This is a genomic window from Sphingomonas sp. DC1600-2, assembly GCF_049897605.1.
Classification (GTDB): Bacteria; Pseudomonadota; Alphaproteobacteria; order Sphingomonadales; family Sphingomonadaceae; genus Sphingomonas.
The window spans coordinates 122,345-136,218 of sequence record NZ_JAFCWO010000005.1 but is presented as its reverse complement, the minus strand read 5'-3'; the positions used below and the strand labels follow the sequence as shown (position 1 = coordinate 136,218).

The 13,874-nt window shown below is 63.5% G+C and carries 18 protein-coding genes and 1 tRNA gene; 7 read left to right on the top strand and 12 right to left on the bottom strand.

Going from position 1 to position 13,874, the window contains the following annotated elements:
* The first annotated feature begins 24 nt into the window (after positions 1-24).
* Together ACP7BL_RS12075 and ACP7BL_RS12070 are read left to right on the top strand one after the other, a co-directional pair.
* Complete coding sequence (locus tag ACP7BL_RS12075) at positions 25-699, top strand: response regulator (RefSeq protein ID WP_033965888.1); 675 nt, start codon at positions 25-27, stop codon at positions 697-699.
* A gap of 2 nt (positions 700-701) precedes the next feature.
* Entirely contained in the window at positions 702-1,988 is a 1,287-nt protein-coding gene (locus ACP7BL_RS12070; protein ID WP_426258425.1) for a sensor histidine kinase, read from the top strand.
* A 26-nt stretch (positions 1,989-2,014) separates the two neighbouring features.
* Here ACP7BL_RS12070 and ACP7BL_RS12065 read toward each other — a convergent pair whose 3' ends face one another.
* The 3 genes from ACP7BL_RS12065 to ACP7BL_RS12055 form a co-directional block, all read right to left on the bottom strand.
* Positions 2,015-2,989 (bottom strand): polysaccharide deacetylase family protein, encoded by a 975-nt coding sequence (locus ACP7BL_RS12065; RefSeq protein WP_426258424.1) that lies wholly within the window; start codon positions 2,987-2,989, stop codon positions 2,015-2,017.
* 61 nt (positions 2,990-3,050) lie between these two features.
* Positions 3,051-3,125, bottom strand: a tRNA-Gln gene (locus tag ACP7BL_RS12060).
* A gap of 60 nt (positions 3,126-3,185) precedes the next feature.
* The gene (locus ACP7BL_RS12055; protein ID WP_033965893.1) at positions 3,186-4,310 is read right to left on the bottom strand and encodes a branched-chain amino acid aminotransferase; all 1,125 of its coding nucleotides are present in this window, start codon (positions 4,308-4,310) and stop codon (positions 3,186-3,188) included.
* 72 nt (positions 4,311-4,382) lie between these two features.
* Between ACP7BL_RS12055 and ACP7BL_RS12050 the strand changes: the two genes are divergently transcribed.
* The gene (locus ACP7BL_RS12050) at positions 4,383-4,862 is read left to right on the top strand and encodes a MarR family transcriptional regulator (RefSeq protein WP_033965894.1); all 480 of its coding nucleotides are present in this window, start codon (positions 4,383-4,385) and stop codon (positions 4,860-4,862) included.
* A 38-nt stretch (positions 4,863-4,900) separates the two neighbouring features.
* Here ACP7BL_RS12050 and proC read toward each other — a convergent pair whose 3' ends face one another.
* From proC to ACP7BL_RS12025, 5 genes are all read right to left on the bottom strand, one after another.
* On the bottom strand, positions 4,901-5,680 hold the full coding sequence (proC, locus tag ACP7BL_RS12045) for a pyrroline-5-carboxylate reductase (RefSeq protein ID WP_426258454.1): 780 nt from the start codon (positions 5,678-5,680) through the stop codon (positions 4,901-4,903).
* Between the two features lie 45 nt (positions 5,681-5,725).
* Complete coding sequence (locus ACP7BL_RS12040; RefSeq protein WP_033965895.1) at positions 5,726-6,241, bottom strand: YbjN domain-containing protein; 516 nt, start codon at positions 6,239-6,241, stop codon at positions 5,726-5,728.
* A gap of 105 nt (positions 6,242-6,346) precedes the next feature.
* Positions 6,347-6,613 (bottom strand): accessory factor UbiK family protein, encoded by a 267-nt coding sequence (locus ACP7BL_RS12035; protein WP_033965896.1) that lies wholly within the window; start codon positions 6,611-6,613, stop codon positions 6,347-6,349.
* Between the two features lie 19 nt (positions 6,614-6,632).
* Complete coding sequence (locus tag ACP7BL_RS12030; protein WP_033965913.1) at positions 6,633-7,190, bottom strand: TspO/MBR family protein; 558 nt, start codon at positions 7,188-7,190, stop codon at positions 6,633-6,635.
* A 120-nt stretch (positions 7,191-7,310) separates the two neighbouring features.
* On the bottom strand, positions 7,311-8,042 hold the full coding sequence (locus tag ACP7BL_RS12025; RefSeq protein WP_033965914.1) for a TlyA family RNA methyltransferase: 732 nt from the start codon (positions 8,040-8,042) through the stop codon (positions 7,311-7,313).
* 281 nt (positions 8,043-8,323) lie between these two features.
* Here ACP7BL_RS12025 and ACP7BL_RS12020 point away from each other — a divergent pair, with 281 nt between their 5' ends.
* Complete coding sequence (locus tag ACP7BL_RS12020; protein WP_126845381.1) at positions 8,324-9,007, top strand: RBBP9/YdeN family alpha/beta hydrolase; 684 nt, start codon at positions 8,324-8,326, stop codon at positions 9,005-9,007.
* A 9-nt stretch (positions 9,008-9,016) separates the two neighbouring features.
* Here the strand turns inward: ACP7BL_RS12020 and ACP7BL_RS12015 are convergent, their stop codons facing one another.
* Positions 9,017-9,724: a Crp/Fnr family transcriptional regulator gene (locus ACP7BL_RS12015; protein ID WP_033965900.1), complete on the bottom strand. Its 708-nt coding sequence runs from the start codon at positions 9,722-9,724 to the stop codon at positions 9,017-9,019.
* Between the two features lie 197 nt (positions 9,725-9,921).
* Between ACP7BL_RS12015 and ACP7BL_RS12010 the strand changes: the two genes are divergently transcribed.
* The gene (locus tag ACP7BL_RS12010) at positions 9,922-10,227 is read left to right on the top strand and encodes a hypothetical protein (protein ID WP_231565223.1); all 306 of its coding nucleotides are present in this window, start codon (positions 9,922-9,924) and stop codon (positions 10,225-10,227) included.
* A gap of 6 nt (positions 10,228-10,233) precedes the next feature.
* Here the strand turns inward: ACP7BL_RS12010 and ACP7BL_RS12005 are convergent, their stop codons facing one another.
* The 3 genes from ACP7BL_RS12005 to ACP7BL_RS11995 all read right to left on the bottom strand — a co-directional run bounded on the left by ACP7BL_RS12005 (position 10,234) and on the right by ACP7BL_RS11995 (position 12,705).
* The gene (locus ACP7BL_RS12005) at positions 10,234-10,887 is read right to left on the bottom strand and encodes a hypothetical protein (RefSeq protein WP_052192425.1); all 654 of its coding nucleotides are present in this window, start codon (positions 10,885-10,887) and stop codon (positions 10,234-10,236) included.
* 139 nt (positions 10,888-11,026) lie between these two features.
* Positions 11,027-11,383: a DNA primase gene (locus tag ACP7BL_RS12000; protein WP_171010612.1), complete on the bottom strand. Its 357-nt coding sequence runs from the start codon at positions 11,381-11,383 to the stop codon at positions 11,027-11,029.
* A 92-nt stretch (positions 11,384-11,475) separates the two neighbouring features.
* On the bottom strand, positions 11,476-12,705 hold the full coding sequence (locus ACP7BL_RS11995) for a multidrug effflux MFS transporter (RefSeq protein WP_126845379.1): 1,230 nt from the start codon (positions 12,703-12,705) through the stop codon (positions 11,476-11,478).
* 134 nt (positions 12,706-12,839) lie between these two features.
* On the opposite strand from ACP7BL_RS11995, the gene ACP7BL_RS11990 reads away from it, so the two are divergent.
* Together ACP7BL_RS11990 and ACP7BL_RS11985 are read left to right on the top strand one after the other, a co-directional pair.
* The gene (locus tag ACP7BL_RS11990; RefSeq protein WP_033965919.1) at positions 12,840-13,250 is read left to right on the top strand and encodes a DUF3597 domain-containing protein; all 411 of its coding nucleotides are present in this window, start codon (positions 12,840-12,842) and stop codon (positions 13,248-13,250) included.
* Between the two features lie 64 nt (positions 13,251-13,314).
* A complete protein-coding gene (locus tag ACP7BL_RS11985) occupies positions 13,315-13,815 on the top strand; it encodes a hypothetical protein (protein WP_426258423.1) in 501 nt (166 codons plus the stop codon).
* Positions 13,816-13,874 lie beyond the last annotated feature (59 nt).

Here is a 13,874-nt window from a genome sequence, read left to right as displayed (position 1 = left end):
TGCTGCAGTGCAGAAAGTCCGAGAATGCGGGTGTTGTTGGTCGAGGACGACGATGAAGTGGCGGTGCCGCTGGTCGATGCCCTCTCGCGGCGCGGTGTGTCGGTGGAACGCGCACGCGACGTTGGCGAAGCCGAAGCGTATCTCGCCGCAATCGATTATGCGGCAGTGTTGCTCGACCTCGGCTTGCCCGACGAAGACGGCATCGCTTTGTTGACGCGGATGCGCGCGCGCGGCGACACGCGGCCCGTGCTCGTGCTGAGCGCACGCGGCGCGATCGACGCGCGTATTCGCGGCCTGAACGAAGGGGCCGACGAATATATGGTCAAGCCGTTCGACGTTGACGAATTGCACGCGCGGCTGCTCGCCATCCTGCGGCGTCGCGACGGCTATACCGGCAAGTCGCTCCGCTGCGGCGCTTTGGAATTCATCGTCGAGACTCGCGTCGCCTATATCGACGCCCAGCCGCTGGCGCTGTCCGTGCGCGAAACGCAGTTGCTGGAACTGCTGTTGCGCCGTTGCGGCAAGGTCGTGCCCAAGACCGTGGTGGAGGATCAGCTCTTCGGGCTCGACAGCGATCTTGGGTCCAATGCGGTGGAGGTCTATATCCACCGCTTGCGCAAAAAGCTGGAAGACGGATCGAGCTGCGCGCGGATCGAGACGGTACGCGGCGTCGGCTATATGATGGTCGCCGCCGCGTGAGAATGCGCGCGCCGCGCTCGCTGCTCGGGCAGTTTATCGCGCTGCATGTCGGCATCGCTTTGGTCGCCGCGCTCACGTTGCTGTGGAGCGCGTCTGCCCTGCTGCACCAGACCGCCGACCATTTTCAGCGGAATTTGCTGCGCCGACAGGCGGCGCTTTCGGCGTCGTTCGGGGAGACCGGTGTCCCGCAGCCCGTGGTCTTGTCCAATGGCATGGCGGTCAGCGTAATCGGCCGAAATCGCCGGGTGCTCAATTCCTACGGACCGTCACGGCCGCAGATCCTGGCAGCCGCACCGCTCGATGAGACATCGCATTTCTTTCGAAAAGGCGCGATTCAGGCGTTCTGCCTGCCCGCCACGGTCGGCTGGATCGTCGTATCGCAAGACGATGCCGACCCGGAGGTGGTCACCGACGATGTCGTACGCAACTTCCTCTCGCGTTTCGCGCTGATATCGCTGCCGATTGCATTGCTTGTCCCCATGATCGGGGCGCTGCTCGCGCGCCGTTTGACGCACCGCATGCGCATGGTCTCACTGGCCGCAGCGCAAATCGGTCCGCAATCCCTCGACACGCGCTTGCCGCGCGGTCTGCTCCCGCTGGAGGCAGAGCCCCTGGCCGAGGCCGCCAATGCCGCGCTGGACCGTCTCGCCGCGGCGATCCGGGTGCAAACCGCCTTTGCCGCCGATGTCGCGCATGAATTGCGTACGCCTCTCGCTGCCATACGATTGCGCGCCGACGCGATTGCCGACCCGGAGGCGCGCTCGGCGCTGATGGCAGCCGTGGATCGCGCCGGGCGCGTGATCGCACAATTGCTGGCGCTGGCAGAGCTTGAGCGACCGTTGGAATCGAGTGGCACGACCGTCGATCTCCACCGGTTGGCGGAACAGGTCGTCGCCGATCGTGCGCCTGCGATTCTGGCCTCGGGCCGCAGCATTGCGCTCGATCGCGCTCCCGGCCCGGCACAGGTCTATGGGTATGGCGAAGCGCTCACGCTCGCGCTCGAGAATCTGCTCGACAATGCGACCCGCCACACGCCGCCCGGAACCGCGATCGAAGTCCGCAGCGCGAACGCTGGCATCACCGTTTGCGACGACGGTCCGCCGCTGCCGCAGGAGGATCTGGCGCGCCTGACGGAACGGCTCTGGCGTGGTGCCGGGTCGCAGATCGAAGGCTCGGGCATCGGTCTATCGATTGTCGACCGGGTGGCGCGGGCGCATGGCGGGCGACTGAACGTTCGGCGCGGCGAAGCGGGCCGCGGGCTGGTGTTTGAGATCAGGATCCGGGCCTGAAATTCGACGTCACCGACGATTGAACCTCACCGATCATGATCGACTCGGTCATAGGCGGCTTCGATCTCTTTCGGCACGTCGGTGAAGCTGCTCCACGGCAGCGGCTTGTGCAGCGCCATCGACCATCGCTCCATCCACTCGATCCCCTCCTTGCCGGTATAGGGATCGGGGGTGCGATACGCCGGGTCCTTCATCGCCTGCGGCAGCGTCACCGGCTGCAGATGCTCGCGCCGAAGGATGGCGGCGAGGTCGTCGATCGAATCTGCGTTCAGCCGGGTCGCGTGCAGCAGCATGACATAGGCGATATCGCGCCCGAACAGCGCACGCGCTGCGCTGCGATACCAGCGGATCGTCGTCGCGGTATGGGCGAGATAGAGCTGCCGGATCCGGTCCCGCGTCGCCGCATCCTGCGCGATGGTCGCGGCATCATAGGGCTCGGCAAATTCCCAGTCGTCGGCATCGATCGTGACCGGCGCGATGCGATAGCCATGCGCGGTCAGCCAGGTGTTGATCTCGTGCTTGACCGCCTCCGGCGTGCCGGTTTCGAGATAGGGGTGGCGAAACCAGCCAATCCGACGGTGCCGTTCTTCAAGCAACCCACGCGTGACCGGCTCGCCGCGCGCAATATCGGCAATGTAAGCGGCCGCGCCCAGGCGGTTTGGCGATTCGTGGGAAAAGGTGTGATTCCCCAGGTCCATTCCCGCATCGAGCCAATGCTCCAGAACGGCGATCTGTTGCGGTCGATCCAGCTCGTTGAGCTTCGATTCGTTGACGAACCCCGTCGCCGGAATCCTGTGCTTGCGCAGACCCTCCAGAATGTCGGCGTTCAAGCCGTTCACATAACGCTGGTCCTTCGCGATCGTCAGCGCCGGCAGGTCATCGAAGGTTAGGGCGATTTTGGCGTGCCGAGTTCGCGCGTCAGCCGGGCCGCAGGACAGGGTGGCGGCGGTCAGGCCGAGCAGGATCAGGCGGAGCATCGTCATCGTCGCTGCGTCTTTCAAGCGCGGCTCCGCTTCTGTCGACCGCTAATTTTCTGCCCATGCAGAATCGTGATGAAGAGATTGGCTGGGGCGGCAGGGTTCGAACCTGCGAATGGCGGCATCAAAAGCCGCTGCCTTACCACTTGGCGACGCCCCAATCCGGGAGCGGCGTGCTTTAGGCTGCGAATCCAAGCTTGGAAAGCCCGGATTCGCGCTTTCAGATCACCCGCTCGAGCCAGCCATACGGATCGGGCGCGTGTCCGCGCTGAATATCGATCAATGCCTGGCGCAACCGCAACGTTGTTTGCCCAGGGCCACCGCCGCCAATGTCGAACGCGCCATCGCGCATCTTCATCGTGCCGATCGGGGTGACGACCGCCGCCGTTCCGCAGGCAAACGCTTCCAGCAAACGGCCGCTTTGCGCATCGGCGCGGCACTGGTCGATCGCGTAAGGCTCCTCGCGGACGTTCAGGCCCATGTCACGCGCCAGGGTCAGCAGCGAATCGCGGGTGATGCCGGGGAGAATCGTGCCGGTCAGCGGTGGAGTGGCGATACTGCCATCGTCGAACACGAAGAAAATGTTCATGCCGCCCAGTTCTTCGATCCAGCGCCGCTCGATCGCGTCGAGGAACAGCACCTGATCGCACCCCTGCCGAGTCGCCTCGGCCTGGGCGATCAGACTGGCCGCATAATTGCCCCCGCATTTGGCCGCACCAGTGCCGCCGGGTGCGGCGCGCGTATAGTCCTGCGACACCCACAAGGTTACGGCGGGCGCGCCACCCTTGAAATAGGCACCGACCGAAGACGCGATCACGGCGTACAGATATTCGCTGGACGGCTTTACCCCGAGGAACACTTCGCTCGCGATCATGAACGGGCGCAGATACAGCGCGCCGCCGTCGATATCGGGGATCCAGTCGGCCTCTTGCCGCACGATGGCGCGGACCGACTCGACGAAGAGCTCATCGGGCAGCGGCACCATCGCCATCCGCTCCGCCGATTTGCGGAAACGCGCCGCGTTTGCCGCAGGGCGGAACAGCGCGGCACCACCATCGGGCAAACGATACGCCTTCAGCCCCTCGAAAATTTCCTGCGCATAATGCAGCACCGCCGAGGCGGTATCCATTTGGAACGCGGCGCGCGGGGTGATCTTGGCGTCGTGCCAACCCGCAACCTCGTTATAGCGGATCGTCACCATGTGATCGGTGAAGACGCGCCCGAAACCGGGGTTGGCGATCAGGCCGGTGCGTTCGTTCGCGAGAGTCGGCGTCGGATGCGGCTCGACGGCGAAGGTCTGCGCATCGGCTGTGGGGCGGTGGGCGATAGTGGCGTTCTGCTGCATCGAAGCCCTGCGACAAGTTGTTACAATTTGGGGGTTGAAGGGCTGTACGGGAGGCGGCAAACGCGGTCAACAATGGCTACCGCAATCGCCTCCGCCTCGCCGCTTTTCCTGCGCGAACCCGAAATCCGTCGTGGCATGGAACTCATGTACTTCGCGCAGAGCACGCTTGCGCGCTCCACCGAGGAGCGGCTGAGCGCGTTGGGACTGGGCCGGGCGCACCACCGCGCTTTGTATTTTATCGCGCGCCATCCCGATTTGACCGTCAGCGCGCTTCTCGGGCTGCTTGGCATTACCAAGCAATCGCTCGGCCGCGTTCTCAACGAGCTGGTGGAGCGTAACCTCGTCGAAACACGAGTCGGCGAGCGCGATCGACGGCAACGGCTCTTGCGATTGTCGCAGGCGGGCAAAGACCTCGAAGGCGATCTGTTCGAATGCGTCCGCCAAGTGTGGGCGCAAGCATATGCCAGCGCCGGACAAAATGCGGTCAGCGGTTTTTGGGCGGTGCTGGAAGGCATCACCCCCGACGAGGTGCTGAAGCTCCTCTCGGTCTGACCGGCGACAGCCTTTAAGCGGACACCGGCGGCATCATGCTAGCGTCGCGCTGCCGCGGCCATTTCGGCATTGCGCCGAGCGGATGCTGAAACCGTCTCGCGCAGCAAAGCGACGAGGGCCTCCCCCTGATCGAGCACGTCGAGCCCCTTGCGCGTGGATCCGCCTGGGCTGGCGACACGATCGGCAAGCGTGCCCGGCGGAACATCCGCCGCAGCGGCCAGCAGCGCCGATCCCTCAACCGTGGCGAGCGCCAGCCGGTTCGCCTGATCCTCTGGCAATCCCTGCGCGACGCCCGCCGCCGCGAGCGCATCGATAAAGCGGTATAGGAACGCCGGTCCGCACCCGGCCAGCGCGGTGACCGCGTCAAAATGCGCTGGATCGACCCATTCGACCAGCCCGAGCGCCGCCATCAACGTCGTAATCGCGCCGCGCAGCGCCGGATCGGCACTACTGCTGTCGAGCGCCACCACGCCCTTGCCGATCCCGACCGGCAGATTGGGCATCGCCCGAACGATCGCCCGGGCCTGAAACCGCTCGGCCAACGCTTGCTCTTCCACGCCCGCCAAAATCGAGATCAACGCCGGCACGCCCCGCAAGCGCTCCGCAAAGCGCCCCGCGACGTCGTCCAATTGCTGCGGCTTCATCGCCAGTATCACGAGATCGGGCAATGGCCCGCTCGGCACATCCCGCGCCTGCCGGACGCCTGTCGGCAAAAGCCGGTCGGCCCGGTTGACCACATCGACATTGCCGGGTGCCAGAACCCCACTGGCAATCCATTGGCGGAGCATCGCCCCGCCCATATTCCCGCAACCGATCATCCAGACGCGAGTCACCGTCCGCTCCGGACGGTCGTGCCCGACCATTCAGGCCTCGCCCTGCGTCTCTGTCATGGCTGCAGCCATCGCTTCGGCAGGGGTTTTGCCGCCCCACAGGACGAACTGAAACACCGGATAGAATCGCTCGCACTCGTCGATCGCACTTTCGACCAGCAACTCCGCCGTCCCCAGCGACATCGTGCCGCCGCCCGATTCGGTCGCGCCTTCGATCATCGCGGCATGGCGGTACAGCAGGATTCCGCTGGCCGACCACAATTCGAAATGCCCGACCCACAATTGCTCGTTGATCAGCCCGATCGCTTCGTAGATCGCACCACGCCGGTCGTCGGCGACGCGAACATCGGGAAAGGCCAGGAATTGAATAACGCTGTCTTCCTCGCGCCATAGCGCGCGAAGCTCATATTGCGTCCAGCTTCCTTTGACCTTGGCGATGACTTCATCGTCTTGCCGTTCGTGGTCCCAGCCATGCGCCGCGAAATAGCTTTCCAGCATGTCGATCGGCGCTGCATCGTCGCGATCGAAATCCGCCTCATCGAGGATCATCGTGCGCCTCCATCATTCGCCTTGGACACTGTCGTGACGCAGCGCGCCGGGCAGCACAAGAATGGGGCAGGCAAGCCAATCGAAAAAACTGTGGAAAAGATCGTCTCAGCCCTCCGCCTTGGGGGCCACCGTCGCTTTCGCTTCGAGGGCATCGAGGCGCGCGCGCAGCGCATCGGCATCGTCGCGCGCCGCCGCCGCCATCGCCTTGACCGCCTCGAATTCGTCGCGTGAAACGAAGTCCAAGCCGCCGATCCACTCCTTCGCCCGCGCCCGCGCGCCCGCTTCCGCTTCGCGCCCGACACCGGCCAGCGTACCGGCGGCACCGTTCAGAAACTTGGCGAAGTCGTCGAAAATCTTGTTGTCGGATTGCATGCGGAAAATCCCGTGGGGTTCAGAGCTTGATGATTTGGGTGGTGGCGGACGGCGGCGCAAGGGTTTCGGCCCCCGGATTCAAGTCCACGATCTGGTAATTGAGATAGAAGGCAAACACCAGCCAGGCGAGATACGGCACCAGCAAAGCACCGGCCATCCCGCGAATCCGGGCAAAGACAATCGTCATCGCCAGCGCAAGCAGGAACATCAACGCGACGATTCCAAGCGCGAACGTCACTTGATGCATGCCGAAAAACACCGGAGACCAACTCAAATTCACCGCCAGTTGAACAGCAAACAGCGCGATCGCCGGGCCGCGCATACGCGATCCGCGGGCGTGAATGATCATTGCCAGCGCAAGGCCAAGCAGTACGTATATTGCCGACCAAGCCGCCGGGAAGGCCCAATCCGGCGGCGTGATAGCCGGTTTAACAAGCGCGGCGTACCAGGCATTGGCCGAACCGGCCGGAGCCAATCGCGCCGAGGTAAAGCCCAGCAGCAGCACGAACGGCACGGTCACGACCGCCCAACGCAAAAACGCAAGCCGCAACTGTTGTCTTGATGCAATCTCTCTCAAGCCACGGTCCCCGGTTACGCGCGAATCTGTCAGGCGCTCCACTGTCGCCTTGCCCACTCTTCTATAGAAGAACGGCGGCCAGGTTGCGTGGTTAAATTTTACCCAACCAACGCCGATCGCCTATCGGGTGGCCGCGATCAGGAATTCGATATTGCCTTCGGGCCCGGTGATGGGACTCTCGACAAGTGTCGCAACGGACCAACCCTGCGCGACCACCCATGCCGAGACTTCGGCGCAGACGCGCGCATGCACCGCAGGATCGCGCACAACCCCGCCCTTGCCCACCTCGGTGCGGCCAGCCTCGAATTGCGGTTTGATCAGCGCAAGCAGCCGTGCCTCCGGCTTGGCAAAGCGTAGCGGCACCTCCAGCACCTTGGCGAGGCCGATAAAGCTGGCATCGCAGACGATCAGGTCGACCGGCTCGGGAATATGCGCGTCGGTCAAGATGCGCGCGCTGGTCTGTTCGTGGACAATGACCCGGGGATCCTGCCGCAGCTTCCACGCCAATTGGTTGGTGCCGCTGTCGACCGCATAGACGCGCGTCGCGCCGCGATGGAGCAGGACGTCGGTAAAGCCGCCGGTCGAGGAGCCGACATCGATCGCGACTGCGCCGGTGACATCCCACCCGACCGCATCGAGGCCATGCGCCAGCTTGATTCCGCCGCGCGACACCCATGGATGATCCCGCCCGCGCACATCGAGCACAACATCATCCGCCACGGCCTGGCCGGGCTTGTCGATCTTGCGGTCTCCCGCGAACACTAGCCCCGCCATGATCAGCGCCTGCGCGCGCGTCCGGCTTTCGGCCAGGCCGCGATCGACGAGAAGTTGGTCAGCACGGGTCTTGGACATGCCGATCTTCCAACGCGAAGCCGCGCGCATGCGCAAGGGGGCTTCGAGTCGCTTGGCCTGTGGCAACCCCGCAATCACGCTCCCCCTGGCCCGCTTTACGCCGCGCCGTCGTCCCCATTTCGGGTCACCGCACACGCCGTTCTTTCTGGCGCAGCGCTATTGCCTATCTTTTAAGTAGGAATACATTTTCCTCTTGGAGGCGTGGCCATGCGGCGTCCCCCTAGAGCACGGGTGGCCACGTCTCTCCGCCCGCTGTTCCGGGGCTTATTGGGAGAGGATCGATGGGTACCTTCTCGAATTTCGACCCCGTTCAGCCGACCATTCTGACCGTTCCGGGCCTGGGTGGCTCGGGGCCGTCGCATTGGCAGACCTTATGGGAACAGGCGCGCCCGGACACCATTCGGGTCGAGCTGGGCATGTGGAACACACCGCATCGCAATGCCTGGGTTACCAAGCTCGACCAGGCGATTCGTTCGGCACAGGCACCGGTCGTGCTCGCCGCGCATAGCCTTGGCTGTCTCGCCGTGGCGTGGTGGGCCGAGCTGACCCGGCAGCCTTATGGCTGGCCCGTCGCCGGGGCGCTGCTGGTCGCCCCCGCCGATGTCGACCGACCGGACGCGCAGGCCGAACTCGCCGCCTTTGGCCCCACTCCCGTCAGCCCGCTGCCCTTCCCGTCGATTGTCGTCGCCAGCCGTGACGACCCCTGGATCACGATCGAACGCGCGCACAGCCTGGCGGTCGGCTGGGGCAGCCACTTCGTCGATGCCGGTGCACAAGGCCATCTGAACGCCGCGAGCGGGATCGGATGGTGGGAAGAGGGTCAGGAATTGCTCCACCGCGTGATCGGCGCGGCGGCGGATCGCAACGGCAAGCCCCTGACACCGGGCGATGCGCGCTCCATCCTCGCCATCAACGCAACCGACGCGGCGCAGTCGCATTATCTGGCGGGTGGACCGATCGCCTGATCCTGCACATCAATCGAAGAACAGATAGGCAGGGTCGAAATCGGCGAAGCGCCGCAAGGCGTCCCAATCGAGGATATCGACTGTTCCCTGCCGAAAACTGACCAGTCCCTGCTCCCGCAACTGACGGAGCATGCGGTTGGCGTGAACGGCGGTCAGACCGGTGGCGTCGGACAGGTCGACTTGGGTCAACGGCAGCGCGAAGGTGAAGCCGTTGGTCATCCCGATGCGCTCGAGGCGAACGTACATCTCGCAAAACAGGTGCGCGAGCCGGACCACGGCGCTGCGCGCGCCGATCGAAACGATCCATTCCCGATTGATCGCGGCGTCGATCAGGGTCGAGCGCCACAGCAGTTCGGTGAGTGTCGCGGATCGCTCGGTTAGCGCCCGAATCGCGCTATGCGGAAAAAATGCGACCTGTACGTCGGTGAGGGCGGCAACCGAGTGTTCGAGACGCTTCAGCGGATAGCTGTGCAAATCGACAAAATCGCCTGGCACGTGAATCGCGAGAATTTGCCGCCGTCCCTCTGGCGTATCCTTGTAGCGCTCGACAAACCCTTCCAGCAGCAAGGTACATTGGGTCAGCGGCGTGTGCTGACGAACGATGATTTGCTTGGCCGAAAACTTGGCCGTCCGTCCGACCGCGCCTTCCAGCGCAGCAACGTCATCGGCGTCCAGAACCGGGTGGCGATGAGTCTTAAGGAACAGGCTAGTGTACATAGTTTCCCCTATTTTCCCGGAACATGCGCCGCAGCACCGCGTTCTGTCCACCGGGAGAGATTAAATGTCGAAACCACCGAGCGATACGCCAATCCGTGTAGCGGCGGAGCGAGGCGAAGTCTTGCTCGACGGGCCGGACGGCCTGGCTGCCTCTTTAACTCCGCAAGCCGCCAAACAATCTGCCGAACAGCTCCATCGTGCAGCAGATCTCGCCGATCGTCGCCCCGACGAGGAATTTCCCTGGAATCATTCATGCTAAGGGAAGAATGTTAATCACGGCGCGCTACTTCGCACCAGTGCCGTTTCGAAAACTCTTCCTCAGCCGCTGGTCGGCGCTGCTTTGGGCGATCGGCATCCTGTGGACCGCAGTCGACACAGTTGGCTTTGCCCCTTCCGGTGGACATGGTGAAACGGCGGCGACGGCCAATGCCACTGACGCCACGGGTGCCGCCATCGACAATGCCGACCTTGCCATTCTGGCCAACGCCATGAAGGGCGACTGAGCCCCCTTAACGACGCGGTGCGTCTTTCACCTCGATCGACTGGATGCGCCATTGGCGTTGTTCGGGGGAAGCGCCGTCAATATCGGCCGTTCGGTGCAGCGTAACAGTACCGATCTGATAGAGCGGTTTCCGGCTTTGCTTCAGCCGGGCGTAAATCTGTACGGGAACGGTGACATAGCGCTGTCCGGCTCCGGCATCCACTGGCCCGGGCGCGCCGATATTGGCGTGATATTCGCTATAACGCGCAAAATCGGCAGCGAACGGTCCTGCGCTTCCGGCAGCGCCCGAGCCGGGGATGCGAAGCGCGAAGGCCTCGCGATATTTCGCTTCCCCGATCAACGCGTAATAGGTTTGTACGACATTTGCCGCGCCTTGCGCACTGTCGGGCGCGAACGGTGTCTCCGCAATCGGGGTGCGATCGTCCGGCAATCCGCCCGGCGTGCCCGGTGCAGGCGGTTGCAATGCGTCGGGCGGCACCGAAGCCTCCTCATTGCTGGCGACTGAATTGCGCGCACCGCCTGCGTCTCCGGAATGGGCATCGACCGCCACCGGTTCCCGTTGTTTCGCCGCTTCGGTATTCACCGCAGGATCGCGCGCAGGCTGCGCGGTGCAGGCAACGAGGAAAAACAGCGGCCACGGAGCCAGAACAATACGCGACATCACCACGTCTCACACAAGGAATCGGAGGGACAATAAGGCTAGCGCCCGGACGCGACGTGGCCGCCAACCAGCCATCGCAGCGCATTTGCGGCGGTCAAAAAAAAGCGGCCGACACCCGTCGGCCACCCCTATTTTACGATCAGGGACGCAGGGCTGCGTCGTCGCGGTCGCTCAATTCGTCCTCATCGACCGTATCGTCGTCGAGTTCGTCCTGAACGTCGTCTTCGTCTTCCTCGTCCTCGTCTGGATCCTTTTCGGTGTCCAGATCGTCATCTTCCTCGCCGAGATCATCGTCTTCCATGTCGAGATCATCGTCGTCATCGTCGTCATTTTCGGACGCGATGTCGGGGTTGAGGTCGGTCAGCAGATTGCCATCGCTGGGGCCGTCGCGCGTTACCTCCAGGATTTCAGCGCGCTGGCTCTCGTCATAGCCTTCTTCGTCATATCCGTCGTCGCCGGTGCCTTCCCCCGGCACGCGGTGTCCACCCATGCTCATTGCGTCTCTCCCGACAGCCCACACGATGTAGGATCATTCCAAACTTCGAACCGTGCAACCCTCGTTCGGTTCCGCATTGCGCCGAAATTTGCTCAGCTGGGACGAAACAACCGCCCACGTTCCACGATCGCCGCGATGCCAAGCCCCGCCACGCCGGCGATGAGGAAACCCAAATGCATCGGCGCGGTCGTGCCGTCGAAGCTGCGGCCAATCGCCCAGCCGATCACCCCGCCGAGCGTGATGCCGAAAAAGCCCTGCACGCTCGACGCGATCCCCGCAATCTCTCCCATATTTTCCATCGCCATCGCCGACATGTTGGACGTGGCAAGGCCAAAACACGCCATCGTGATCGCCTGCACGACCACGAACACGAGCAGCGGTTCGTCCCCAAGATGGCCGACCGCCAAGCCGGTACCGGACGAGGCGATCATCACCACCAGCGCAACCTGCGAAATACGGCGCATTCCCAAATGAATCACGATCCGCGAATTCAGCAGGTTCGCGACCGCCATCGTACCCGCCGAAGCGGCAAACACGCTGCCGAGCAGCGCGGGACGATGAAAGACATGCTCCATGATCGGTTGAATCGAGCTGAGATACCCGAAAATCGCGCCCTGGCAGATCAGCGCCGCAATCATATAACCCAGCGAATAGCGATCGCGCAGCGTGTGCCGCCAGCCCGACAGCGTGCTGCGGAGCGACAGCGGCGCACGGTTTTCCGGGCGCAGGGTTTCGGGCATACGAAGGACGAACCAGACCAGGCACAACAACGCGGCCGCCGCGATCATCTCAAAAATCAACCGCCACGACCCCAGCAGCAAAATCGCCTGGCCGATGCTCGGAGCCACGATCGGCACCGCCATGAACACCATAAACGCCAGGCTGGTCACCTGCGCCATTGCGCGGCCCGAAAAACAGTCCCGGATCACCGCTATGGTCACGACGCGGCTGGCAGCGATCGCCAATCCGCTAATGAATCGCATCGCCAGCAAAAGCGCGAAACTGTTAGCAAGCCCGGCCAGCAGATTGCACACAATGTACCCGATCAGGCCCGCGATCAGCACCGGCCGACGCCCGAAACGATCGGTCAGCGGCCCGTGGATCAATTGCCCGATCCCCAGCCCAACCACGAACACCGTCAAAATCAACGGGCCGTCGACAATCGCATCCACCCCCAGCCGACGTGCGATATCCGGCAAGGCCGGCAACATCGTATCGATCCCGAGCGCGCCGAGCGAAATGAGCGCCGCGATCAGAGGCACGAACTCCACCAGGCGAATTGGCGGCGAGTCCTGCACAGAGGTGTCGGTAGAAACAGGCATGCCGTTCCCAATGCCCGAGCCCGCCGCGCAGGTCACCCATCAATTCATCCGCACTCCAGCTTGAATCTATCGCGCGTCATGGAACCGTAGCACCGTTGCGGCACTTTCGTGGCTCCACCACTCGGAGCATGGCGATGGGCATTTTCAGCATGATCAAGGATGCAATCTGGGGCCAGAAGGCCGCCCCGGTCGAAGCCGTTCCCTCCACTTCGGCGATGCCGCAGATGAACACGCCGTCCGACCCGGGCAACCCGCCCGCAGAAACCACCCCGGCTGCCACCACCGCACCGGTTGATGTCGAAGCGATCCTCACCGCCAAAGCCGAGGCCAAGGGGCAGGAGCTCAACTGGCGCGAGTCGATCGTCGACCTGATGAAAGTGCTCGATCTCGACCCGAGCCATGAAAACCGTCTCGCCCTCGCGCACGAACTCGGCTTCACCGGCGATACCGAGGACAGCGCGACGATGAACATCTGGTTGCACCAGCAGGTCATGGTCAAGCTCGCCGAGTCCGGCGGCACCGTGCCCGCCGCGCTGACGCACTGAGCTCTTGACGAACGGCGTGGCGGACCGTTAGTGTATTAATACTATGATACACATGAGGTCCGCCATGCTCCGTTCCCTGGTCTGCGCGGTTGCGCTGCTCCCCCTTGCCGCATGTGGGGCGGACAAGGACGGCACCTCGATTTCGATCAACACCTCCAATGGCGACGGCTCGGTGCTCGCCGGTTTCGACGGCAATGGCGAAGCGTCGATCGACACGCCGTTTTTCAAGGGCAAAGTAACACTCCCCAACGTGAAGTTGGACGCGAACAATTTCGATATGAACGGCGTCCATCTGTATCCGGGTTCGACGATCGGCAGCGTGAACATCACCGCCAAGAACAAGCCCGATGCCGAAGAGGACGGGCACGTCCGTGTTGCCTTTACCAGCCCCGCTTCCCCCGCTGCGGTCCGGGACTGGTTCAAGACCAAACTGACCTCCGCCGGATTCACGCTGACCGCAGAGGGCAATGGTCTCACCGACAAGACCAATGAAGGTGAGCCTTTCGCGCTCGACCTGGTGCCCAACGGCAGCGATATGGCGAAGGGCGTCATCACCATCGGTTGAGCAGGGGGTGGCGGTCTATGGATGACGTGCGGGCGAATCCGGTTTATCGGGTTGCTTTA

Coding starts and splice junctions, on each gene's coding strand:
- ACP7BL_RS12075 (WP_033965888.1), top strand. CDS start 25: ATGCGGGTGTTGTTGGTCGAGGACGACGATGAAGTGGCGGTGCCGCTG.
- ACP7BL_RS12070 (WP_426258425.1), top strand. CDS start 702: ATGCGCGCGCCGCGCTCGCTGCTCGGGCAGTTTATCGCGCTGCATGTC.
- ACP7BL_RS12055 (WP_033965893.1), bottom strand. CDS start 4,310: ATGCAGCAGAACGCCACTATCGCCCACCGCCCCACAGCCGATGCGCAG.
- ACP7BL_RS12050 (WP_033965894.1), top strand. CDS start 4,383: ATGGCTACCGCAATCGCCTCCGCCTCGCCGCTTTTCCTGCGCGAACCC.
- proC (WP_426258454.1), bottom strand. CDS start 5,680: ATGATCGGTTGCGGGAATATGGGCGGGGCGATGCTCCGCCAATGGATT.
- ACP7BL_RS12040 (WP_033965895.1), bottom strand. CDS start 6,241: ATGATCCTCGATGAGGCGGATTTCGATCGCGACGATGCAGCGCCGATC.
- ACP7BL_RS12035 (WP_033965896.1), bottom strand. CDS start 6,613: ATGCAATCCGACAACAAGATTTTCGACGACTTCGCCAAGTTTCTGAAC.
- ACP7BL_RS12025 (WP_033965914.1), bottom strand. CDS start 8,042: ATGTCCAAGACCCGTGCTGACCAACTTCTCGTCGATCGCGGCCTGGCC.
- ACP7BL_RS12020 (WP_126845381.1), top strand. CDS start 8,324: ATGGGTACCTTCTCGAATTTCGACCCCGTTCAGCCGACCATTCTGACC.
- ACP7BL_RS12015 (WP_033965900.1), bottom strand. CDS start 9,724: ATGTACACTAGCCTGTTCCTTAAGACTCATCGCCACCCGGTTCTGGAC.
- ACP7BL_RS12005 (WP_052192425.1), bottom strand. CDS start 10,887: ATGTCGCGTATTGTTCTGGCTCCGTGGCCGCTGTTTTTCCTCGTTGCC.
- ACP7BL_RS12000 (WP_171010612.1), bottom strand. CDS start 11,383: ATGAGCATGGGTGGACACCGCGTGCCGGGGGAAGGCACCGGCGACGAC.
- ACP7BL_RS11995 (WP_126845379.1), bottom strand. CDS start 12,705: ATGCCTGTTTCTACCGACACCTCTGTGCAGGACTCGCCGCCAATTCGC.
- ACP7BL_RS11990 (WP_033965919.1), top strand. CDS start 12,840: ATGGGCATTTTCAGCATGATCAAGGATGCAATCTGGGGCCAGAAGGCC.
- ACP7BL_RS11985 (WP_426258423.1), top strand. CDS start 13,315: ATGCTCCGTTCCCTGGTCTGCGCGGTTGCGCTGCTCCCCCTTGCCGCA.